Annotated in this window: 22 protein-coding genes; 14 read left to right on the top strand and 8 right to left on the bottom strand. The window is 53.8% G+C overall.

All coding sequences use genetic code 11. The annotated features are described in order from the left end of the window. The first annotated feature begins 14 nt into the window (after positions 1-14). The 11 genes from nuoN to AAAH10_RS09520 all read left to right on the top strand — a co-directional run bounded on the left by nuoN (position 15) and on the right by AAAH10_RS09520 (position 11,378). Complete coding sequence (gene nuoN, locus AAAH10_RS09570) at positions 15-1,469, top strand: NADH-quinone oxidoreductase subunit NuoN (RefSeq protein WP_343562915.1); 1,455 nt, start codon at positions 15-17, stop codon at positions 1,467-1,469. A 151-nt stretch (positions 1,470-1,620) separates the two neighbouring features. After that, on the top strand, positions 1,621-2,415 hold the full coding sequence (locus AAAH10_RS09565) for a biotin--[acetyl-CoA-carboxylase] ligase (RefSeq protein WP_343562913.1): 795 nt from the start codon (positions 1,621-1,623) through the stop codon (positions 2,413-2,415). A gap of 24 nt (positions 2,416-2,439) precedes the next feature. Further along, on the top strand, positions 2,440-3,243 hold the full coding sequence (locus AAAH10_RS09560; RefSeq protein WP_343562910.1) for a type III pantothenate kinase: 804 nt from the start codon (positions 2,440-2,442) through the stop codon (positions 3,241-3,243). Positions 3,244-3,354: 111 nt separating this feature from the next. After that, complete coding sequence (locus tag AAAH10_RS09555) at positions 3,355-5,037, top strand: ribonuclease J (RefSeq protein ID WP_343562908.1); 1,683 nt, start codon at positions 3,355-3,357, stop codon at positions 5,035-5,037. A 49-nt stretch (positions 5,038-5,086) separates the two neighbouring features. Beyond that, on the top strand, positions 5,087-5,500 hold the full coding sequence (mce, locus tag AAAH10_RS09550) for a methylmalonyl-CoA epimerase (RefSeq protein ID WP_343562906.1): 414 nt from the start codon (positions 5,087-5,089) through the stop codon (positions 5,498-5,500). 25 nt (positions 5,501-5,525) lie between these two features. Further along, positions 5,526-5,780, top strand: coding sequence for a DUF1467 family protein (locus AAAH10_RS09545; RefSeq protein ID WP_343562904.1), 255 nt, complete (start codon positions 5,526-5,528; stop codon positions 5,778-5,780). 229 nt (positions 5,781-6,009) lie between these two features. Beyond that, positions 6,010-7,560 carry an ABC transporter ATP-binding protein gene (locus AAAH10_RS09540; protein ID WP_343562902.1) on the top strand — a complete coding sequence of 517 codons (1,551 nt, stop codon included), beginning with the start codon at positions 6,010-6,012 and terminating at the stop codon, positions 7,558-7,560. Further along, entirely contained in the window at positions 7,547-8,638 is a 1,092-nt protein-coding gene (locus AAAH10_RS09535; protein ID WP_343562899.1) for an ABC transporter permease, read from the top strand. Before AAAH10_RS09540 ends, AAAH10_RS09535 begins: the two co-directional genes overlap by 14 nt. Beyond that, on the top strand, positions 8,638-9,561 hold the full coding sequence (locus AAAH10_RS09530) for an ABC transporter permease (protein ID WP_343562897.1): 924 nt from the start codon (positions 8,638-8,640) through the stop codon (positions 9,559-9,561). The genes AAAH10_RS09535 and AAAH10_RS09530 overlap by 1 nt, the downstream gene beginning before the upstream one ends. Positions 9,562-9,598: 37 nt before the next feature. Further along, positions 9,599-10,669, top strand: coding sequence for a BMP family ABC transporter substrate-binding protein (locus AAAH10_RS09525; RefSeq protein WP_343562895.1), 1,071 nt, complete (start codon positions 9,599-9,601; stop codon positions 10,667-10,669). A gap of 121 nt (positions 10,670-10,790) precedes the next feature. Further along, positions 10,791-11,378: a hypothetical protein gene (locus AAAH10_RS09520; RefSeq protein ID WP_343562893.1), complete on the top strand. Its 588-nt coding sequence runs from the start codon at positions 10,791-10,793 to the stop codon at positions 11,376-11,378. 37 nt (positions 11,379-11,415) lie between these two features. Here the strand turns inward: AAAH10_RS09520 and AAAH10_RS09515 are convergent, their stop codons facing one another. Beyond that, complete coding sequence (locus tag AAAH10_RS09515; protein WP_343562890.1) at positions 11,416-11,712, bottom strand: hypothetical protein; 297 nt, start codon at positions 11,710-11,712, stop codon at positions 11,416-11,418. A 174-nt stretch (positions 11,713-11,886) separates the two neighbouring features. Next, complete coding sequence (locus AAAH10_RS09510; RefSeq protein WP_343562888.1) at positions 11,887-12,864, bottom strand: lipid II:glycine glycyltransferase FemX; 978 nt, start codon at positions 12,862-12,864, stop codon at positions 11,887-11,889. A 145-nt stretch (positions 12,865-13,009) separates the two neighbouring features. Between AAAH10_RS09510 and AAAH10_RS09505 the strand changes: the two genes are divergently transcribed. Next, on the top strand, positions 13,010-13,402 hold the full coding sequence (locus AAAH10_RS09505; RefSeq protein ID WP_343562886.1) for a PilZ domain-containing protein: 393 nt from the start codon (positions 13,010-13,012) through the stop codon (positions 13,400-13,402). A gap of 4 nt (positions 13,403-13,406) precedes the next feature. Here the strand turns inward: AAAH10_RS09505 and AAAH10_RS09500 are convergent, their stop codons facing one another. The 4 genes from AAAH10_RS09500 to AAAH10_RS09485 form a co-directional block, all read right to left on the bottom strand. Further along, positions 13,407-13,823 (bottom strand): DUF1801 domain-containing protein, encoded by a 417-nt coding sequence (locus AAAH10_RS09500; RefSeq protein WP_343562884.1) that lies wholly within the window; start codon positions 13,821-13,823, stop codon positions 13,407-13,409. A 7-nt stretch (positions 13,824-13,830) separates the two neighbouring features. Next, a complete protein-coding gene (locus AAAH10_RS09495; protein WP_343562882.1) occupies positions 13,831-15,828 on the bottom strand; it encodes a hydantoinase/oxoprolinase N-terminal domain-containing protein in 1,998 nt (665 codons plus the stop codon). A 109-nt stretch (positions 15,829-15,937) separates the two neighbouring features. Then, the gene (locus AAAH10_RS09490; protein WP_343562880.1) at positions 15,938-16,873 is read right to left on the bottom strand and encodes a DMT family transporter; all 936 of its coding nucleotides are present in this window, start codon (positions 16,871-16,873) and stop codon (positions 15,938-15,940) included. A 12-nt stretch (positions 16,874-16,885) separates the two neighbouring features. Continuing rightward, complete coding sequence (locus AAAH10_RS09485) at positions 16,886-17,917, bottom strand: D-cysteine desulfhydrase family protein (RefSeq protein WP_343562878.1); 1,032 nt, start codon at positions 17,915-17,917, stop codon at positions 16,886-16,888. A gap of 313 nt (positions 17,918-18,230) precedes the next feature. On the opposite strand from AAAH10_RS09485, the gene AAAH10_RS09480 reads away from it, so the two are divergent. After that, a complete protein-coding gene (locus AAAH10_RS09480; RefSeq protein WP_343562876.1) occupies positions 18,231-18,440 on the top strand; it encodes a cold-shock protein in 210 nt (69 codons plus the stop codon). A 133-nt stretch (positions 18,441-18,573) separates the two neighbouring features. Here the strand turns inward: AAAH10_RS09480 and ppa are convergent, their stop codons facing one another. Beyond that, a complete protein-coding gene (ppa, locus tag AAAH10_RS09475) occupies positions 18,574-19,098 on the bottom strand; it encodes an inorganic diphosphatase (protein ID WP_343562873.1) in 525 nt (174 codons plus the stop codon). A 287-nt stretch (positions 19,099-19,385) separates the two neighbouring features. Between ppa and AAAH10_RS09470 the strand changes: the two genes are divergently transcribed. Continuing rightward, on the top strand, positions 19,386-21,806 hold the full coding sequence (locus AAAH10_RS09470; RefSeq protein WP_343562871.1) for an FAD-dependent oxidoreductase: 2,421 nt from the start codon (positions 19,386-19,388) through the stop codon (positions 21,804-21,806). Between the two features lie 59 nt (positions 21,807-21,865). On the opposite strand, the gene fghA is transcribed toward AAAH10_RS09470, so the two are convergent. Then, positions 21,866-22,726, bottom strand: a complete 861-nt coding sequence (gene fghA, locus AAAH10_RS09465) for an S-formylglutathione hydrolase (protein WP_343562869.1) — start codon at positions 22,724-22,726, stop codon at positions 21,866-21,868. Positions 22,727-22,850 lie beyond the last annotated feature (124 nt).

Raw genomic sequence — 22,850 nt, 5'->3', positions numbered from 1 at the left:
GAGATACCAATACCATGACCTTTGCTGAACTCTCCATGGCCCTGCCGGAAATTGTTCTGGCCTGTGCCGCAATGCTGCTGCTGATGCTTGGCGTATACAAGAGCGGGAACACCACTCCGATGGTCTCCGGTCTGGCTGTTGCGTCCCTGGTGGTAGTTTTCCTGATGGTGATCTCCGGTGGTTATCCGGCCGGAACAGGCTTCAATGACCTGTTTGTTGTCGATGACTTCAGTTCCTTCATGAAGCTGATCATTCTGATTGCCGCTGCGGTTGGTATCCTGATGACCACGCGCTTCATCCAGCGCGAAGGCATGAACCGTTTTGAAATTCCGGTTCTGATGTTGCTGGCGACACTGGGGATGATGATCATGGTGTCCGCCAATGATCTCATGACCCTCTACATCGGTCTCGAACTGCAGTCTCTGGCGCTCTATGTGATTGCTGCAATCCGTCGTGAAACACTGAAATCCACTGAGGCCGGCCTGAAGTACTTTGTTCTGGGTGCGCTGTCTTCCGGTATGCTACTCTATGGCAGCTCTCTGGTTTACGGCTTTACCGGTGCGACGAACTTTGATGCCATTGCCCGGGCGATTGTCGCTGCCACATCCGGTGAAACGACGGCTTCCATCGGTCTTGTGCTGGGGCTGGTCTTTGTTGTTGCAGCCGTTGCCTTCAAGATTTCCGCTGTTCCCTTCCACATGTGGACGCCGGATGTGTACGAAGGTGCGCCGACACCTGTGACCGCTTTCTTTGCTTCTGCACCAAAAGTGGCTGCGATGGCACTGTTCATTCGCCTGCTGGCCGAGCCTTTCGGTGATCTGGTCAACGAGTGGCAGCAGATCATTGTCTTTGTTTCCATTGCCTCCATGGCGCTTGGTTCACTTGGCGCGATCATGCAGAAGAACATCAAGCGGATGATGGCCTATTCTTCCATTGGTCATGTGGGCTATGCCCTTGTTGGTGTGGCGGCCGGTTCTGCCGCGGGCATTCAGGCTGTTGCCGTTTACCTGACCATCTATATCTTCATGAACATGGGTGTCTTTGCCTGTATTCTTTCCATGCGTCAGCAGGGCGAGATGATGGAGAATATCGAGGACCTGAAGGGCCTGTCCAAAACAAGCCCTGCGATGGCTCTGGCTCTGGTGCTGTTCATGTTCTCCATGGCCGGTGTCCCGCCGCTTGCCGGTTTCTTCGGCAAGTACATGGTCTTCGCTGCTGCAATTGATGCAAACCTTTATGGTCTGGCTGTTATTGGTGTTTTGACCTCTGTGATTGCTGCGTTCTATTACCTGCGCATTATCAAGATCATGTATTTTGACGAGCCTGTTGCAGCGATGGATGCAAACGGTGGCGAGATCAAGGCTGTCATGGTTGTGTCCTCAGCCTTTGTTCTCTTCTACTGGCTCTTTGCCACCCCGATTATCAACGGGGCATCCCAGGCTGCTGCTGCGTTGTTTGCAGCGGGCTAAAGCCTGATGAGTAAAATGAAAAGGCCGTTCCGATGTCCGGACGGCCTTTTTTGTTGCCTGCCTCTTCGGGATGAACGTGCTTCGGGCAGGACTGGACAGCCGTCTGCTTTTGTGGTTTTCAGAGGAAAGCGAAAAGGATGAGATTAATCCCATGACTGACACAACGCCTTCATCTCTGTTTCTGCCCGGTTTGCCTCAGGGTTTTTCCGTGCTGGCCTATGAGGAGCTGGGGAGCACAAATGACACAGCGCGTCAGCTGGCGCAGGAGGGAGCTACGCACGGTACTGTCGTCACGGCAAGGCGTCAGACTGCGGGGCGGGGGCGTCAGGGGCGTCAGTGGAGCAGTCAGGACGGGAATCTTTTTTGTTCGATCCTTTTGCGCCCTGATTGTGATCTGGCTGATGCGGCCAACCTGAGTTTTGTTGCCGCCCTGGCTGTACGGGATGCCCTGGCTCTTTTGAGTGGCCAGCAGCTCAAGCCCCAGTTGAAATGGCCCAATGACATTCTGGTCAATGGAGCAAAGGCCTCCGGATTGCTTCTGGAAAGCGCCTTGCAGCCGGGATCAGCGGAGCGTGCAAGGGCCGAATTTGTCATTCTGGGGATTGGGGTGAACCTGCAGCATTCCCCGGATGAGATGCTTTATCCGGCGACCTCTCTGGCCCGTGCAACAGAGGGAACTGTTATTGTTCCGCCGGATCAGGCACTTGTTTCCTTGCTGACAACCTTCGAGCAGTGGTATCTCTGCTGGCAGCAGATGGGCTTTCTGGCTATTCGCGAGAGCTGGCTTGATCATGCAAGAGGGGTCGGGCAACAGATCAGGGTTTCCCTTCCGCATGAAGAGATGACTGGACGTTTTGAAGGGCTGGACAGTTCAGGTGCATTGCTTCTTCGCACGGAAACAGATGAACTGGTGACTGTGACTGCTGGTGACGTTTTCTTTGGATAGGAAAAGAACGGGATCGGGACGACAATGCTTCTGACCATCGATTGTGGGAACACCAATATTGTTTTCGCCCTTCATCGGGGAGAGACGCAGCTGGCAAGCTGGCGCACAGTGAGTGACAGCCGCAAGACAGTCGATGAGCTGGTGTCCTGGCTTTATCCCCTGATGCAGCTTGAGGGGTACCAGCCTTCGGATGTAACCGGAGCCATTCTCGCCTCTGTTGTGCCTGCAGCACGACGGGCATTGGAAGGCCTTTGTCAGAAGCTTTTTGGCCTCTTGCCGCTTGTCGTTGGTACAGAGGCTGTTCGTCTGGGCGTTCCTGTCCGTGTTGACAGGCCGGAACAGGTTGGTGCTGACCGTCTGGTCAATGCTGTTGCAGCCTATGCCCGTTTTGGTGGTGATCTGGTTGTCATCGATTTCGGGACTGCGACAACCTTTGACGTGATTGCCAGGGATGGAGCCTATGAAGGCGGAGTGATTGCACCGGGGATCAATCTTTCGATGGAAGCCCTGCACAATGCCTCTGCCCTTTTGCCGCGCATTACGGTGCAGCAACCGGAGCGCGTTATCGGCAAGGCAACGATTCCGGCTATGGAATCCGGCGTCTTCTGGGGCTATATCGGGATGATAGAAGGTATGATCAGCCGCATTCAGGCTGAATACGGTGCAGAGATGACAGTGATCGCGACAGGTGGGCTGGCTCCACTCTTTGAGCGCGCAACAGAAGTAATTGATCATCTGGACAGTGATTTGACCCTGCGGGGTCTGCGGATGATTTACGAGCTGAATGTCAACAAACGCAACATTGATGGGCGTACCAGAGGGAAATAGCTTCCCGTTTTTTACGTCCGAATTGAAATTACAGGCAGTCAGGGGCCTTCATTGCCCTGACATTCCGAGGCTGTTTGAAGCAGCCCGTGTTGAAACAGAAAGTTAATTTTGATGTCTTTTGGTACAAAGCCCGGGGATGATGAAGTCCTGTATCTGCCGCTTGGTGGAACAGGTGAAATCGGCATGAACCTGAACCTTTATGGTCACAAGGGCAAATGGCTGATGGTGGATCTGGGGATTTCCTTTGCTGATCATCGTCTGCCCGGTGTCGACGTGATCATGCCGGACCCCGATTTTATCGAGCAGCAGAGTGAAAACCTGGTCGGACTGGTTCTGACCCATGCCCATGAAGATCACATTGGTGCTGTCCCGCACCTCTGGCCGTTCCTGCGTTGTCCGATCTATGCAACACCCTTTACCCGCACCATGGTCTACCACAAGCTGGTCGAGCATGGTCTGGAGAATGATGTGGAAATCAATGTCATTCCTGTTGGCGGGCGCTTTGAAGTCGGGCCTTTCGATATCGAGCTGCTCTCCATGACGCACTCCATTCCGGAACCGGCGTCTCTGGCCATTCGTACTGCTGTCGGCACTGTCTTCCATTCGGGTGACTGGAAATTTGATCCGGATCCCCTGGTGGGCGCTGATTATGACGAGAGTGGTCTGAAGGCACTGGGTGAGGAGGGGGTCCTTGCCATGATCAGTGATTCCACCAATGTGATGTCAGAGCGCGAAGCCGGTTCTGAAGCCACTGTTCGCGAGGGGCTGACAGATGTAATCGCCGGCTGTACAGGGCGTGTCGCCGTGACCTGCTTTGCCAGCAACGTTGCACGTGTTGAGTCCGTGATCCGGGCTGCAGAAGCCTGTGACAGACGTGTTCTGCTGATGGGGCGTTCCATGCATCGTATCTATCAGGCCGCGCGGGACAATGGCTATCTGGAGAACATGCCGCCCCTGGCGTCTGAGGAAGAGTTCGAATACCTTTCGCCTGATCAGGTGGTGATCCTTTGTACAGGATCCCAGGGTGAACCCCGTTCGGCCACAGCACGTCTGTCGCGCAATGAATTCCGTTCTGTGTGGCTGGATGAAGGCGATACCGTGGTTTTCTCCTCCCGCGTTATTCCGGGCAATGAAACAGCTGTTTACAGCCTGCAGAACAACTTCTCGAAAATTGGTGTTGAGGTTATCACGGACCGTGAGGCACCTGTCCACGTTTCCGGCCACCCGAGCCGTGACGAGGTGATGGCGCTCTACGACATGATCAAGCCTGCGATTGCGGTTCCGACGCATGGTGAAGCCCGTCATTTGAGAGAACATGCAAAGGTTGCTGCACTCAGCGGCACCAGCCAGCAAATCATTGCCGGAAACGGAGATTTGATCCGTTTTACCAAAACAGGCAAGGCCGAGAAGATTGATTCCATTACAGCCGGAACCCTGGCTGTTGAAAGTGGCCGTCTGGTTGAAACAGGCAGCGCAATCCTGAAGGATCGCCAGAAAATGAGCTTCAATGGTGCGGCAACGGTGACAGTCGTGCTGGATGAGGCAGGCGATCTGCTGGATACCCCCATGCTGTCCCTGCGCGGTCTGATCGAGATTGATGAAGAGTTCGATATCTTTGAAGAGGCTGTTGATGCCGTAAAGGATGCTCTCAAGCGCCTGCGCAAGGGAGAGCGCCAGAAGGATTCCCTGATCGAGGAGACAGCGCGCATTGCTGTGCGCAGGTACTTCAACAAGGTCTTCAACAAGAAGCCTGTGACAGATGTTCATGTGGTGCGCATTGCCGAAGAAGGGTAAGCTGTCCTGATTAAAAGCGGATAAAAGCTTGAATGAACAGGAGAAGACCATGCTCGACCGTCTCAATCATGTTGCCATTGCAGTTCCGGATCTGGAGGCTGCGACTGCGCTTTACCGCGATACAATGGGCGCCGGGGTTTCAGAACCCCAGTCCCTGCCGGAGCATGGTGTGACGGTTGTTTTTGTCACGCTTGCCAACACAAAGGTTGAACTCCTCCATCCGCTTGGTGAGGCATCACCTGTTCAGGGCTTTCTGGAGAAAAATCCGGCAGGGGGGATACATCATATCTGCTACGAGGTTCCGGATATTCTTGCGGCAAGGGACCGGCTGATTGCGGACGGTTTGCGGGTGTTGGGGGATGGAGAGCCCAAAATTGGAGCCCACGGCAAGCCGGTTCTGTTTCTGCATCCCAAGGACTGTTGTGGAACCCTCATCGAGCTGGAAGAAGAAAAACAGTTATAAAACAATAAAATAAACGGGGATACTCATGAACTGGGTAACTGGTATTCTGGTCTATGTGATCATCTGGTGGGTGACGATTTTCATGGTTCTGCCCTGGGGAGCGCGTCCTGCGGAAAACCCGGAAGAAGGTCATGCGACCTCTGCGCCGGCAAAGGCGATGATCGGTCGGAAGTTCCTGATCAATTCGATCGTTGCTGCTGTGATCTGGGCTGTTGTTTTTTGGCTTATCGAAAGCCAGGTGATTTCCATTGAGGACATTGCACGCAATCTCGGGGCCTGATCCATAGTGGTCCCGTGCCATCCGCTCCGTCTGAAACAGGTTTGTGACGCTTTTTCACGCAGAAGGCTCTTTTATGGTTTTCCAGTGGGTTGTCATGGCAAAAAAGCGAAAGACTCTCTTGGCTTTGTCAGCCAGAGAGGGTATGAACCTTTTTTTGTGCGGACGACGGGTTTGGATGAAATTCAACCCCATCTAAGGGAAACCGCGAAAAGCGGTAAAACTGAATTCTATGACGCAACACGGCAATGAGGTGCCTCGTCTCAAACTGACGGGCATGACCAAACGTTTCCCCGGCTGTCTGGCAAATGACAGTGTTGATCTGGAAATCGCACCGGGTGAAATTCACGCGCTGTTGGGAGAGAACGGCGCAGGCAAATCCACGCTGATGAAGATGGTCTATGGTCTGCTCAAAGCAGATGAAGGCACGCTGGAGTGGGATGGGAAACCCCGGGATATTGTCTCGCCTGCGATGGCAAGAGAGCTGGGTATTGGTATGGTATTCCAGCACTTTTCCCTGTTTGAATCCCTGACTGTTGCGGAAAATATTGCGCTGGGCCTGAACAGTAAAGAGCCTCTGGAAACCCTGTCAAAACGCATTGCAGAGGTCTCAGGACACTACGGTTTGCCTCTTGATCCCGCGCGACATGTTCACAGTCTCTCCGTCGGTGAGCGCCAGCGTATCGAAATTGTCCGCTGTTTGCTGCAATCACCACGTCTGCTGATCATGGATGAGCCGACCTCGGTGCTGACGCCACAGGAAGCTGAGACGCTTTTTGGTACGCTGCGTCAATTGTCAGCTGAAGGCTGCTCCATTCTCTATATCAGTCACAAACTGGATGAAGTCCGCCGTCTTTGTGCCCGTGCAACTGTTCTGCGTGCAGGGCGTTGCGTGGGGGCCTGCATTCCGGCTGAGGAAACGGCACGTTCCATGGCACAGATGATGATTTCTTCTGAGCTGCAGGCTCCGGAACGCGTGCAGGACAAGGAAATCGGAGACGTTCGCTTTCAGGTCGATCGTTTGTCCCTGACAACGGATGATCCCTTTGGCGTTGAGCTTTCGGATATCAACTTTTCTCTCCATGCCGGAGAAATTCTGGGTGTTGCCGGAGTGGCCGGGAATGGCCAGGCTGAGTTGCTTTCCGTCTTGAGTGGTGAGTCAACCGAGGCTCGCCACGGGGCGATTATGATCGAGGGTCACAAAGTCGGTCAATTGAATGCCCGGCAACGTCGTGATCTCGGGCTGGCCTTTGTGCCTGAAGAGCGCCTGGGGCGTGGAGCAATCCCGGGAATGGGACTGGCAGACAATGCCCTCCTGAGTGGCTATGCCCGTAAGTCTCTCGTTTCGTGGGGGATTGTTTCCTTTTCAAAAGCAAGAACTTATGCGGAAAATATTATAAAAGACTTTAATGTTGTTGCTGGTGGAACAAAAGCGGAGGCAGGAAGTCTGTCCGGTGGAAATCTGCAGAAGTTCATCGTTGGTCGGGAGATACTCCAGAAGCCGCGTATTCTGATTGTGGCTCAGCCGACCTGGGGAGTTGATGCTGGCGCTGCAGCAGCTATTCACCAGGCTTTGATCAATCTGGCACACGAGGAAAAGACTGCAATTCTGGTGATCTCCCAGGATCTTGACGAGCTCTTTGCGATTTCGGACAGGCTGGCTGTGATTTCCCATGGTCGTCTGTCACCAGCCGTCGCAACCCATGAAGCAACAGTTGACGAGATTGGCCTGCGTATGGGCGGTCTGTTCGAAGGAGAGGAGCAGGCCCATGCTGCCCATTAAGCTTGAACCGAGAGGCGAGAGCGCTCGTACCGTTGCCTATTTTACACCACTTCTGGCTGTGATCCTGACGATGATCGGTGGCTTTGTTCTCTTTGCCCTGATGGGGCAGGACCCTCTGGAAGCACTTTATGTTTTCTTCATTTCACCGCTCACCAGCTATTACGGTTTTTCCGAACTGCTGTTGAAAGCGACGCCTTTGGGGCTGATTGCTGTTGGGCTGTCTATCGGTTTTCGGGCCAATGTCTGGAATATCGGGGCTGAGGGACAGTTGACCTTGGGGGCCATTTTTGGTGGTGGCATGGCTCTGGCTTTCTACGAAATGGACGGCTTCTGGATCCTGCCTGTCATGTTGATCGCTGGTGTGCTGGGCGGAATGGTCTGGGCTGCAATTCCGGCCTTTTTGAAAACACGCTTTAACACCAATGAAATTCTGACTTCGCTGATGCTGACCTATGTTGCGACGTTGCTGCTGAGCTTCCTTGTCCACGGTCCATGGCGTGACCCGGACGGTTTCAACTTCCCTGAAAGCCGCCTGTTCTGGGATTCTGCATTGTTGCCCGCCCTGCTGGAAGGGACCCGTCTGCATGTTGGTTCTCTTCTGGTTCCTCTGGTCGTGGCTGTGGCCTGGGTTTTCCTGAACAGAAGTTTCGTCGGTTTCCAGATCAAGGTCATGGGCTTGACGCCGGCTGCTGCAGGATACGCAGGTTTTAACCAGAAGCGCCTGACATGGCTGGCGCTGATGATTGGTGGTGGCCTTGCCGGTCTGGCTGGTGTGCTTGAAGTGGCTGGTCCGATCGGGCAACTGAACCCGACGATCTCGCCCGGTTATGGCTTTACGGCCATTATTGTTGCCTTTCTGGGGCGTCTTCATCCCGTTGGTATTTTCTTTGCTGCCCTGCTGATGGCTCTGTCCTATCTGGGGGGAGAGGCCATGCAGATCCAGATGGGACTGCCCCTGGCTGTAACCGGGGTCTTTCAGGGGATGATCCTGTTCTTCCTGCTGGCATCGGATGTTCTGATCCGCTATCGCCTCAGATTTACAATGAATTCGGCCAAAGCAGGACAGGAGAGCGTGTGATGCTTGATACAACCCTGGCTATTCTTCTGACTGTTGTTGCGGCTGCGACACCTCTGGTTTTTGCAGCACTGGGCGAGCTGATCACCGAAAAGTCCGGTGTTCTCAATCTGGGAGTGGAAGGCATGATGCTGATGGGGGCGATTGCAGCCTTTGCCGTCGGCATTTCAACAGGAAGCTCGATGCTGGCCATTCTGGGTGGTGCGGCTGCGGGCATGGCGATGGCTGCTCTCTTTGCCCTCATGGTGCTGGGACTGTTGTCAAACCAGGTTGCCACGGGGCTGGCCCTGACCATTTTCGGGGTCGGGCTGAGTGCGCTGGTCGGCAAGGGGTTTGTCGGAACACCTTTGCCTGCTCTGGACAAACTCGACATTCCGGGCCTGACTGATCTTCCCTTTGTGGGGCCCTTGCTGTTTGGGCAGGACTTTCTGGTGTACCTTTCCTTTGTCATGCTGGTTGTTGTGGCCTGGTTCCTTGGCAAGTCACGCGCCGGTTTGATTTTGCGTGCTGTCGGTGAATCTCACGATGCTGCTCATGCCATTGGCTATTCCGTCATGAAGGTGCGCCTGCTGGCCATCCTTTTTGGCGGTGCGATGTCCGGTCTGGGGGGCGCTTATCTCTCCCTGGCCTACACGCCGATGTGGGTGGAAAACATGACGGCCGGACGTGGCTGGATTGCGCTGGCTCTGGTGGTGTTCGGAACCTGGAGACCCTTGCGGGCCTTCGCGGGTGCCTATCTTTTTGGCGGAGTGACCATTCTGCAGCTTCATGCGCAGGGCTTCGGTTTTAATGTTCCAGCGCAGTTCTGGTCCATGCTGCCTTATCTGGCGACAATTGTTGTGCTGGTGATGATTTCCCGCGATCAGACACTTGTTCGCTTGAATGCTCCGGCTTGTCTTGGCAAGGTGTTCGTCAAAACAAAATAGAAAACCTCACTGTCTTCATTCAAAAAGGAAGAGTTCTATGAAAAAACTGGTCATGATGGCTGCTGCCGCTGTGTTGGCAGGCATGAGCGCGGTTCAGGCTGCTGATCCGCTGAAGGTTGGCTTCGTCTACGTTGGTCCTGTTGGTGATCACGGCTGGTCTTACCAGCACGATCAGGGGCGTCGTGCGATCATTGAAAAGTTCGGTGACAAGGTTGATACGACTTTTGTTGAATCTGTGCCTGAAGGTGCGGATGCCGAGCGTGTGATTGCCAATCTTGCTCAATCCGGTCATGACCTGATTTTCACAACATCCTTCGGTTTCATGAACCCGACCCTGAAAGTTGCCAAGCGCTTCCCGCAGGTCAAGTTCGAGCACGCAACAGGTTTCCGCCGTGCGCCAAACGTCAGCACCTATGCCGCGCGTTTCTACGAAGGCCGTACCGTCAGTGGCATCATCGCCGGTCACATGACTGAGTCCGGCAAGATCGGCTACATCGGCTCTTTCCCGATTCCCGAGGTGGTTCGTGGCATCAACGCAGCCACACTGGCGGCCCGCTCTGTTCGTCCCGATGCTGAAGTCAAGGTGATCTGGGTCAACTCCTGGTTTGATCCAGGCAAGGAAGCCGATGCAGCCAAGGCCCTGATCGATCAGGGTGTTGATGTGATCCTGCAGCACACAGATTCTCCTGCGCCGGTTCAGGCGGCTGAATCCCGCGGTGTCTGGGCTGTTGGCCAGGCTTCCGACATGGCCCGCTTCGGCGAAAAGGCACATCTGACAGCCATCATCGATGACTGGAGCGAATACTACATTGCACGGACAGAAGCGGTTCTGAACGGCGAATGGAAATCCGAAGACACCTGGGGTGGCTACACCACTGGAATGGTGAAACTGGCGGACTTTAACGCAGCCATTCCTGCCGAGGTTGTCGAGCAGGCCAAGCAGGCAAAGGCGGACATTGAATCCGGCAAGCGTCACTCTTTCCAGGGTCCGATCCGCAATCAGGCCGGTGAGGAAGTTGTTGCAGAAGGCGAAGTGATTTCTGACGAGAAACTCCTGTCCATGGACTGGTATGTCGAAGGTGTTCAGGGCTCTCTGCCGAAAAACTAGGCCTTTCTGTCAAGGTTCTGAAGGAAAGCCCGCCGTGCATTTGCGGCGGGTTTTCTTTTGCTTTCCTGCCCGGGAAAATGGCAGACTGTGTCTGTCGGTTCTGTCTTGCGGAGTTTAAACCATGCGAAGACCCTCCGGGTTTCTGTCTGCTGGTGTGTTGGTATTCCTGCTTTTCATCCCTGTTGCTGCGCTGGCACAGAATGCCGGTGTGAGCGAAGGGGCAACAGATATTCTGGGCGGACGTCAGGACGTTCTCAAACCTGCAAACAGCTCCGGAGGAGACATTGTGCCTTCCGGAAAGGTTGAGCTTTATCAGGATCAGCCGGAAGGAAGTTTCTCAAAACTCCTGATCAGCCGTGAGGATTGTCTCAGACTTCTGCCGACTTTCGAGACAGATCCTTCTACGGAATACAAACCGGGGATTGATGCCAACGGCAATGAGGTGACCTCTGCGGACTTGAACCCGCAACAGGTGACTGTTCCCGAAACCTTCGAAATTCCGATTGAGGTTGATCTGCAGCAGTTTCTGGGACTTCCGGCAAGCGTGACACAGTTTACAGATGATCTGAAAGTCGGAACGGTGACCGTTGACAGGGAGGGCCGGCCTTCGTTCAATGGCCAGCCGTTGTATGATCAGGGACAGGCCGAACTGGAAGCAGCCTGCCGCGACGCCCTCGCAGCTTCATCCAAAAGCAAAAAAGAGGGCTGAGCCCTCTTTTCCGGATCACATCGGGAGTGCTGTGATTTTATGAAACCAGCAGGGGGCTGACAGCACGTGTCATGTCATCAAGGGTTTCTGTCTGGGCAATAATATTGGAGCGCTGGTCAATGGCGCAGTACCAGTCGGAAATCTTGCCGAATGCACAAACCAGCTCCTCACTGTCCTGCGACAGCAGTGCAAGAACGTGATCGCCCTCGGCTGTGCTCAGGGGGACGGTACGCATTTTGTTGCCGGTCCGGGTTTGCAGCTCCACAAAGGACTGGAGTTCTGCAATTTCCTGATGGGTCAGATTGTTTGAAACCGAATGAGTCTGCTGTGACATACCTTGCCTCAATAAACAGAAAAAGATTGCTGGCTTCTGCCATGGGAAAATCATGGCATTCAAAAGTAACCAAAATCTTTACGCCGGAGGTTCAGGCCGATTTTTTTTGAAAAAAACAGTCAAAGAGACGTTTGAAAAAATTTTGATGAATCAGTGCTTTGCTTCAAATGAGGATCAACACCAGTTGCCAATCAGGTGATACTCTTCAGGCGACATGCCGCGTTTGAAAGCTGTGACCCCTTCGGCTTCCTTTTCATTCATGCCGCCGAGATCAAGCCAGCGTGTGTCTTCCTTTTTCAGGATTTTCAGTCCTTCCCAGAGCAGGAAGTTGTGAGCGGCCGCAGAGCGTCCCTCAGGGCTGCTCCACCCAACCAGATAGGTGGCAGCCTTTTCATGCCTGACCAGAACGATGGCAGCCACGGGACGCTTGTCCTTCAAAGCACGGAGTAGCAGAAACTCGTTTTTGTCCCTTGTGAAACGGCAAATGTGGGCCAGTTTGGCCATGGAGGGGCCGCGGAAATTTTTGAGCTGTTTGTCCAGTTCATTGTGCTGCATCAGCCAGCCAAGATGCTTGCCCTGTCTGTCAATTTCCAGTGAAAGCCCCTGTTTCAGGGATTTGTTCAGGGCACCGCGCCAACGTCCCTTGAAATCGGCGAGCAAGGTCTCTTCGTCCTTGCCCAGATCAAGCCAGGCCGAATGATAACCTTCACCGGAAAGAGCCGTATAGCCGAGTTCTGCCAGTTCCTTGCGGTTTGTTTCATCCTCCGGGATTTCCAGCAGAAAGTGGATGCGACGCCAGGGGCGACGGGGGAAGCTTTTGCGCAAAAGCTGCAGGGCTTCCCGCTTGTCTTGCTCTGTCACACTGTCCGATGTCCAGAGTGGTCCCCGATGTACGCGGACAATGTGATAAAACCCCAGCACTTTTTGCTGAATAACCTGACAGATTCCTATGATCTCCCTGCCTTTGTGAAAGGTACCAAAATAGGCACGCTGACGCTCTGTCATCATCAGTGTCTGGGCATAGGGCCAGGTCTGCAGAAGGTTTGAACGACCGGCTTTTGCTGTCAGTTCCCTCCATTCGCGTATTTTAACCGCGTCCCATTTCAGTTCAATTTTATCTCTGGAAGAAGAGGAGGAATTCTGGGCAGACATTGAGACCTGTAGAGCTGTAGGCTGGAAGGGAAGAAATGAAACAGTTTGAAACTATTTGCAATAGTCAGAATTTCTTAAGGAAATCATGCCATAGTAGTGGATAATTTTCTAATAAAATCACACTTTTATCTGGTTAGAATGCGATATGGGCAAGGTTGTTTCCATCCACAACAAAGAGCGTCGAAAAGATATGCGGCGCCCGGTGCGAATTTCAGCACGTCTTAACGGTTGGCCTGTTGAAGTCGTTGATATCTCTGTAACGGGTGCAGGAGTGGGAGAAGCTGTCCAGGACAAGGCCTCTGACGACAATCCGGACATCCTTATTTCAGAGCCGGTCACGGATTTTGGACGCTTCCCGGTTGAGATCGGTGACATCATGAAGCTGGAAATCCTGCCGGAGAACAGCGAGACTTTTGACCTGCAGCTTGAAATTGTTCGCAAGGATGACAGACGGAACAATCTCGGCGGACGCTTTGTCCAGATCAACAATCCGGCTTACAACAAGCTTGAAAAAATGGTGATCGGCCGTCTGCGCTAGGTGACTATTTCAGGTGATAGCTCAGGGCCCTTTTGATGAGGAGCCTGATCTTGTCTTCCGGCAATCTTTCTTCGACAGAAAAGTGGACTGCCCTGTTGCCTTCAAAATTGAAGTCTTCTGGAAAAAGCTCCTGAAATTCCGACATGACAGTGGTCTGGCAATGGGTATAAAGCGCAAAGCCGCCTGTTTTGGGCAGTCCGAGCCGTATGGTTGTCCCCGATTTGCTCTTCTCTGTCAGATAGGCGGGTTGCCCCCATTTGACTGTTTCTCTGATTGGCCCGATTTTCGGATTTTCTGCTGCGAGTTCGAAGATCAGTCTGCGCAGAAAAAGAAGCCCTCTGCGCTCTTCGCCCGGATAGGAGGAGAAAAGCTCTTCCATTGCAGGATCAGAAAAGGCAGGGCGGGCTTCTTCGCTTGTCATGTTCTTACTATGGCAACTGGTCCGGACTTCCCTGGGCTGTGGCGATAATCCGGCTTTCGATAAAGGTGGTCTCGCCAGAGATTTCGACGATGCTGTCATCGCGCTCAATGGTCACCTCTGCATTTGAAGCACCACATTCACGGGCTTGCTGCAGCACCAGTTCGGACAGTTGATCCGTTGCAAATTTTGCGGCTTCCTCCAGATCAATGAAATCCTTTACACCCAATGCAATGTGCACGCGGTATCGTCCCTTTTCCGGTGAGAGAATAAGGGCTTTGAGCGTTTGAATGACACCTCCGGCAACCGCGCCGACTGCATTGGTCACCTCGGCGTGTTCCGGTACGACCAGACGGGTGTTCAGACGTGGCGCAACATCCGGATAATAGGTCGCGGCAGGCGCGCCAATCCCGACAATCGGGCGGCTTAATCCGATGGAAACATTCAGAAGAGGGGGCGCGTTTTCCTCTGCGCGATTGCGCAGACCGTTCAGCAGGACCTGTTCCGCCAGCTTTTCTTCCGGGCTTGCTGCAGGCAGTTTCATTTCGCGCAATGCCGAATCAACAAGCGTTTCGCCGGTCTGTACGACCGTCTGTTCATAGATCCTTGCCGCGAGGTCTGTTGCCGTCATGTCAGAGACGATATTGTTGAGGACACCTGCGCGGATATAAAGGCGGGCTGCGATTTCAGCAGCTTCCCTGTTCCAGGATGAATGGCGTCCCAGAATGTGGCTGGCACAGGAAGGTGTCAGTCCCGACTTGATGACAAGTCCCCGATCGACGAGGCGCATCAGGGGACGGGCCAGTGACGGTTTGTCCAGCAGTCTGTTCAGGGCAACAGGACCGTTTTCCAGGGCATCCCAGATTTCGCGCTCCATTTTCGAGAGACTCTCGGCCCCTGTATCGAGCTTTCGCAGACGAATGGCAAAGCGTCCGTCGTATTCGCGCGGGCGCTCGTCGGCTTCCTGACTTTTGAGAACCTTCAGGATTTCGGGATACTCGTGTCCCAGCAGGGAGACAGGTTGCGCCCGTCTCGGGCCGAGCTTGACGATCCGTTCGCGATCAAGATGGACCTCACTGTCTCCGCCCAGGCCGTAGGTGTGAACCGCAACGGCCTCAACCATTGTTTGCCAGCCACCCACCATGGCACCGTTGTCATCCAGAACAGGGCGACCGTTTTTAAGCAGGGCAATATCGGTTGTTGTGCCGCCCATATCTGAAACAAAGACATCCTGCTCGCCGGAGAGATAGCGCGCTCCGACAACAGAGGCAGCCGGGCCCGAGAGAATGGTTTCAACAGGGCGTCTGATGGCTGTGTCGGCCGTGATGAGGGAGCCATCACCCTTTACCACCATCAACGGAGCCTTGATGCCTTTGGTATCCAGCATTTTCTTCACGGCTGCGATCAACTGGTGGATCTGTGAAATCAGACGGGCGTTCAACACGGCTGTCAGGGCGCGGCGGGGGGCATCCAGACCGGAGCTGAGTTCGTGCGCGCAGGTGACAGGCTGTCCCGTTTTTTCCAGAATGTAAGCCCGAACCCGCTTTTCATGCTCGGGATTGCGTACAGAAAACATACTGCTGATGGCAAAGGCCGAAACGCCCGGGGCATGTTCCGCGACAGCAGCTTCAACAGCGGCCATGTCGAGAACCTGCTGTTCATCGCCGATCGAATTGTGACCGCCTTCGATAAAGACGCAGGGATTTTGGCCAATGGCTTCACCAAGTTTTGAGCGCTGAAGGGCGTTTTCCTTGAAACCGATCAGGACCAGACAAACCGGGCTGCCGTGCGCTTCGACCATGGCATTGGTTGCCAGTGTGGTTGACAGGGAGACCATCCGGATGGTCTTGCCCTTGCTGTCTTCCAGAATGGCATCGACAGCGCGGGTGATACCCAGTGACAGATCATGCTTTGTTGTGAGCGATTTGGAGGTTTTCAGGACCCCTTCTTCTTCTGTAAACAGCACCGCATCTGTATAGGTGCCCCCTGTATCAATACCCAGCAGCATGGCTTCTCTCTGATCAATTTCAACAACTCGGATTCAGGCGTTTATGCCTTTTGTATTTCCGATTGATATTGTCGGGTTTTGAGCAGGATGCAAGAGAATCCTCAGTGCTTTATCCTGCCCTTGAACGCTTTTCCCGCCGGATCTTCAGAAGCCCGAGGGAGATCAGCATGCCAATGGTCACGGATGCTGCTCCGAACATGCCCGCCCACGACGGTATCTGGTCCAGAACCGGCACGGCGAGGATCAGTGCGACAACCGGGACAAGGCTGGCAAAGATGGCACCGCGGGCTGCTCCCAGCGCAACAAGGGTGCGGGAATAGAAGAAGAGAGCCAGCACGGCAGCCATAACACCCTGGAAGAATCCCTGCAGCAGCAGTTCCTCTGTCGGTGCCGCAAGAAGCTGTTCGCTGCCAAACCACAGATAGACCGGGCTGTAGAGCAGGGCTGAAATGACGGAGACAATTGCCGTAGCATGAAGGGAATCAAAGCCCCAGTAGCGGCTGGAAAGTGTGAAGATTGACCAGCAGGTCCCGCCGCAGACAAAGAGAAACTGCCCATAGCTGACCATGTCGCTCTGTTGCTGGCTGGTGCTGGCGGCCAGATTGGCCCAGGCGAGCACAACAATGCCGGACAGGATCATCGCAGCGCCCACAAGGCGTTTCTGATCCGGTTTGTCACCAAAGAGTTTCCAGCCGCCCAGAAGCGTCAGAATAAGCAGTGTCCCCGGACCAAAGACGCCGCTGTGGGCTGCCGGGGCATACTGAAAGCCCTGGACTGTAATGGCAACGTAGGGAATACCTGCGCCAAAGGCGATCAGGCAGGACGGAAAGATGCCTTTTGGAAAGAGTCCCTTTTTGATAACGATCGGCAAGAGCAGAACCCCCGCGATTGCAAAGCGCAGGAAGGTAATGTCCCAGGCGTTCAGACTCTGGTGGATTCCAAAGGCAGAAACAACGGGCCAGCTTCCCCAGATCAGGGCTGTCAGAAAGCCGAAGAAGAGACCTTGTTTGATGTCTGGTTGATTGTCCGGATTGGCCTGTGTCATTGTTTGCTGCTCTTATGCCCGGTTAAAATGTGTTTCAAAGCTGGACTGGTAAGCGCTGAGGACCTGTGCTCCTCCAGTGTGAAGGAACACAACAATGTCTTCCTCCCTATAGATGCCCTTGCGAATATGGTCGATCAGGGCTGCCATGGCCTTGCCTGAATAGACCGGGTCCATCAGGATTCCCTCGGTTTTTGCGAGCAGATCCACGGCAGCAATTGTTCCTTCATTCGGAATGCCGTAGGCCGGTCCGCCATAGCCGCCCAGAACCTGAACGTCGTCCTCGTCAACGGTTGCGAACCAGCCCAGACGTTCCAGGGTAGCGGGGACCATTGCATCCACAACGGCCTTGATGCCCTCAACGTTGTCTTCGTTGTCGATGCCGATGACAGGGAAGGGGCGTTTGGCAGCGATAAAACCGGCTACCAGCCCGGCCTGGGTTCCTCCGCTGGAAGTGCAGTGATAAAGAGCACGCGGGTGAATGCCCATGGCTTTGGTCTGTTCAAGCAGTTCCAGATAGGCTGCGGCATAGCCCATAGCCCCTGTCGAATTGGAACCCCCGACCGGAATAATGAAGGGCTTGCGGCCTGCTGCTCTCAGTTCGGCGGCCTTTCGTTTCATCAGGTGATCGCGATCCGAACCTTTGGGATGCACCGTAATCCGGGCGCCCATCATGCTGTCGAGCTGCAGGTTACCGACGGTCTGATAGCCTTCTCCGTTCCAGTCCACGTTCTCGACCAGAACGAGGTGGCACTCGAGATTGTATCGTGCTGCGGCGGCGACTGTCTGGCGGCAGTGATTGGATTGAACACCGCCTGCTGTGATCACGCAGTCGCATTCCTGTTCCAGTGCATCGGCAATCAGGTATTCCAGCTTTCTGGTTTTGTTGCCGCCCCCGGCCAGTCCTGTACAGTCGTCGCGTTTGATCCAGATTTGCGGAACAAAGCCGGAGGAGCTCTCTTTCAGGACTTTTCGCAGGTTCTGAAGTTCAACCAGTGGCGTTGGCAGAAAGGCCAGGGGAACGGTCGGGATAAAATCAGTAAGCATCTCGGGCACCTGCCATTTTTATCAGTGGGTCTGTTACTTTAGGGAGGAAAGAGCCTCCGGCTCAAGCATGAAGTCCTTTCTTTTTTGTTTTTTCAGGGATTTGGCTCTTGTCTTTGTCTCGTTTTATACCAACATCAGAATTGACTTTGGGCCCGATTTCTGTAGAAATCAGGGAAACGTTCTACATTATTACGAAATACGTGGACTGACGGCTCGCCGTCTGGCCGATCTATTCCCTGACAATGTGACCGTTTCTCTTGCCTGGCACGCGGTGTGTCAGGCTGAATATCACTCTTGTTAGAGGTTATAAGACATGCCAGTAGGTACAGTTAAATTCTTCAATGAAACCAAAGGCTACGGCTTTATCGAGCCAGAGACAGGTGGCAAGGACGCATTCGTTCACATCTCTGCTGTTGAGCGTGGCGGTCTGCGCACTCTGCGTGAAGGTCAGAAAGTTTCCTATGAACTGGAAGTTGGCCGTAACGGTAAAGAAGCTGCTGAACAGATTTCTCTGGTTGAGTAATTCCTGTTTGATACAGTTTGAAAAGCCCGCCGGATTGTTCCGGCGGGCTTTTCTTTTTAGTGCTTCAATGAGCACGGCAATAAAAAAGGCCGGTCATTCCTGACCGGCCTTTTTGTCTGTCATGTACAGGACATTATTTCTGTGCGTTGTCAATCGCTGCCTGGATCATGGAAGCTGCCTTTTCAGAGCCTTCCCAGCCGACAACCTTGACCCACTTGCCGCTTTCGAGATCCTTGTAGTGCTCGAAGAAGTGGCCGATCTGATCAATCAGGATCTTCGGCAGATCAGTGTATTCCTTGATGTCTGCGTAGGTCGGGTCCAGCTTGGTGACCGGAACAGCCAGAATTTTTTCGTCCTGACCTGCCTCGTCTTCCATGACGAGAACACCAACCGGGCGACAACGGATGACAGCGCCTGGCAGAATGGCCTGGGTGCCTGCAACCAGAACGTCTGCAGGATCACCATCATCGGACAGTGTGCCCGGAACGAAACCGTAGTTGCAGGGATAATGCATCGGAGTGTGGAGGAAGCGATCAACCTCGATTGCACCGGAATCCTTGTCCAGCTCGTATTTGATGTTGGAGTGCAGAGGCACTTCAATCACAACATTGATGTCCCAGGGGGCGTCCTTGCCAACAGAAATCTTGCTGATGTCCACGGGAATAATCTCCTATAGCGGGCTTGTATCGGAACAGATCTGAACGATCTGCTTTTCGGGCTACTAAAGGCCACGAAAGCTGTCAAAAAACAAGTTTTTTCTGCTCTTTTTACAGACGGAAATAAGGACTGTTTTCTCTCCTTTCCGGCAGGAGGAAGGAGTCCTTTACAGGAAGAGCTATGAAATTTTTGTTTGTTTTTTCATGAAAGACTGTGGTTGGCTTTTTTGCGAAGGAAGACAAACGATAAAAACCACAACCGCTGCAGGGACAGAATGAGGAGCAGGCCATGAAAAACCAGACTGAGGTCGTTGTCATCGGAGGAGGCATTGGCGGTTGCTCCACCCTCTATCATTTGACACAGGAAGGTGTGAGCGATTGTGTTTTGATCGAGCGGGATGAAATCACATCAGGAACCACATGGCACTCTGCTGCACAGGTGACCGGTTTTGGAACCAATCAGACCATGATTGGTTTGAAAGCCCATTCAATCAGACTCTACAGGGAACTTTCTGAAGATCCGGAATATCCGATCAACTATCACCACGGCACCGGTGGACTTCGGCTTGCCTCGACACAGGATCATCTCGACGGGTACAGACATTTTACAAGTCTGGCCAGGGGCATGGGGGTTGATTTTGAACTGATTGATGCCGAGGAAGCCCAAAGACGACACCCGCTGATAACAACAGATGGTTTGCTGGGTGCTTTGTGGGATCCGCTTGATGGTGACATTGATCCAGCCCAGCTTTGTCAGGCTCTCCTGCTCAGGGCCAAAAAGGCAGGTGCCGAGGTCTATCGCTTTAACCCTGTGCTTGCCCTGACGCAAAAACAGGACAGCAGCTGGATTGTCCGTACCCGAAATGGCGACATTCACTGTGAGAAGGTTGTGAACGCCGGGGGATATCGCTGTAACGAGATTGCGGCAATGATGGGGGTACAGCTTCCTGTTGCTTCAATGGAGCATCAGTATTTGCTGACTGAGACAATTCCGGACATTGAAGCCCTTGATTTCCGAGTGCCCCTGATTCGCTGCCCCACGGATGACTTCTATTCCCGTCAGGAAAAGAACGGATTGTTGCTTGGATTCTATGAACAGGACTGCAAAACCTGGGGGCTTGAAGGGATTGATCCGAATTTCACAATGGCTTTGTGTCCGGATGATCTTGATCGGGTCATGGATGTGATGGAAGGGGCCTTTGAACGTGTTCCCTGTCTGATGGAGGCAGGCATCCATTCTGTTATCAATGGTCCTATCACCTACACTCCGGATGGTGTCCCGCTGGTCGGGAAGATACCGGGCAAGCGGAATGCCTATTGCATTACGGGACTTCGGGCCGGGCTGGGAGAAGGTGGAGGTCATGGCTGGCTGATGGCACAGATCATTGTTCATGGAGAGGCCTGTTATGATACCTGGTGCCTTGATCCGCGCCGGTTCACCAGACATGCCAATCTTCCATATGCCGCACTGAAAGCTGTCGAGGATTACCAGAACGAGTTCCGGTTTCACATGCCGCACGAGCATCGGCCAGCGGGTCGGCTGATGAAGACAACACCGCTGTATGAAACACAGAAGGCTGCCGGTGCTGCTTTTACTGTCGTTAATGGTTGGGAGCGTGCTGACTATTACAAACCTGATCCGGATTTCACGGAAGAGTATTCCTTCCGTTTCAACAATTGCTTTGAGCCCGTCCGGGATGAAGTTGAGGCCGTTCGCAACGGTGTTGGGATTATGGAGGTCTCAGGTTTTAACCGCTATGAACTTGTCGGGGAGTCTGTACACGATGCTCTTGATTTCCTGTCCTGCTCCCGCGTTTCCAGAAAAGAACAAAAAGTCGGACTGGCCTATTTCCTGAATCACCAGGGGAACATCAAGGCGGAGGCAACGCTTGCCAACCTTGATGACGGAAGGGTCTGGTATTGCTCGGCAGCAGCAGCAGAGCTGCACGACATGGACTGGCTGACAGAAAACCTGCCGGAAGATGGTTCGATCCGTCTGCAGTGCCTGACAAACTGCTACACCACTCTGGTTCTTGCAGGACCACAGTCACGCGCATTGCTTCAAAAGGCAGCGCCGGGAACGGACTGGTCAGGGGAAGCCTTTCCCTGGCTTTCTGTTTGCAGGGCTTTCATCGGAACTGCTGAAGCCGTTGTCATGTCGGTATCGTTCAGTGGAGAACTTGCCTATGAGCTGCATATTCCCAATGAACAGCTGGTTTTGGCCTGTGGAATTCTGCGGTCCTGCGGAAAGGAATTCAATTTGCAGCCCTTTGGACTGAGAGCCGCTGAGAGCATGCGGCTGGAAAAGGGGTATCGTCACTGGAAGGCTGACCTGATCACAGAATACAACCCGATGGAAAGCGGCCTGAAGCGTTTTGTACGGATGGACAAGGATTTCCTTGGCAGGGATGCCCTTCTGGTGCAGGAACAGAAAGGCAGGCGGGGACAGTTTGTGTCCATGCGACTGGAAGCAGAACATGCCTCTCCTCAACCGGGAGACAGCATCCTTTCACAGGGGCGTCTGGTTGGGACTGTGACCTCTGCAGGATGGGGGTACAGAACCGGATGCAATATCGTCATGGGCTTTGTGAAAGAAGAACACTCTGCTGTTGGTGAGGAGCTTGGCGTTGAGGTCATCGGTGAGCCCTGCAAGGCGACAGTTTGCGAAGAGTCCCTTTATGATCCGGAACACTCTCTGGTTCGATCATGATGTCATGGATATAAAAAAGGCCCGTTTGGGACGGGCCTTTTGAGGGTGAGGGTTGTATCTCAGGCTTTCAGGGCTTCTGCGTGATGGCGCAGGTGATCCTCGATAAAGGACGCAATGAAGTAATAGCTGTGATCGTACCCTTCCTGCATGCGCAGTGTCAGTTTCTGTCCCGCTGTCTTGCAGGCCTCTTCCAGCAGTTCGGGCTTGAGCTGATCAACAAGGAAGTTGTCGGCAGCGCCCTGATCGACAAGCAGGTGAGCAGAAGAGGGCTGTGATTTGACCAGCTCTGTCGCGTCATAGGATTTCCAGCTTTCGCGGTCGCTGCCAAGGTAACCCGTCAGAGCCTTTTCACCCCAGGGACACTGCATCGGGGCGCAGATCGGTGCAAAGGCCGAGCAGGACTTGAAGGTATCGGCATGCTTGAGGTGAATGGTCAGCGCGCCGTGTCCGCCCATGGAGTGGCCTGTGATGCCCTGGCGTTCCATGTCCGCTTCGGGGAAGTTTGCCGCGATCACGGATTGCAGTTCGCAGGTAATGTAGCTGTACATCCTGTAGGCCCCTGACCAGGGGGCTTCTGTCGCATCCACATAGAAGCCTGCAGCGGAACCAAAGTCGTAGCTGTCGTCTTCACCCGGAATGTTCTGTCCGCGCGGAGAGGTATCCGGAGCAATGAAGATCAGGCTCAGCTCGGATGCGAGGCGCTGTGCGCCAGCCTTGGACGTCACGTTGTCTTCTGTGCAGGTCAAACCGGAAAGATAGGTCACAACGGGGCATTTTTCCCCTGCCAGAGCTGCCGGTGGCAGATAGATGGCAAAGCGCATGGCGCCGTTACAGAGTGCGGAAGTGTGGCTGTAGACGCGTTGCGCGCCGCCGAAAGAACGGGTTTCGCTGACCAGCTCCAGCGTTGTCACATCAGACATGGAAGGCTCCAACCAATGGCAAGTTTGTTAGGGAAAGGTGAAAAGTGAGAAAGGGAGCGTGGGTTTGTTTGCCCGGGCAAAAAAACACCCAACCCCAAAACAGAATATAGTTAAAAAAAACAAA

The sequence above is a fragment of the Carbonatibacter coralli genome (assembly GCF_039592655.1).
Taxonomy (GTDB): Bacteria; Pseudomonadota; Alphaproteobacteria; order Kiloniellales; family Kiloniellaceae; genus Carbonatibacter; species Carbonatibacter coralli.
This window is presented reverse-complemented; position numbering and strand designations above follow the sequence as displayed.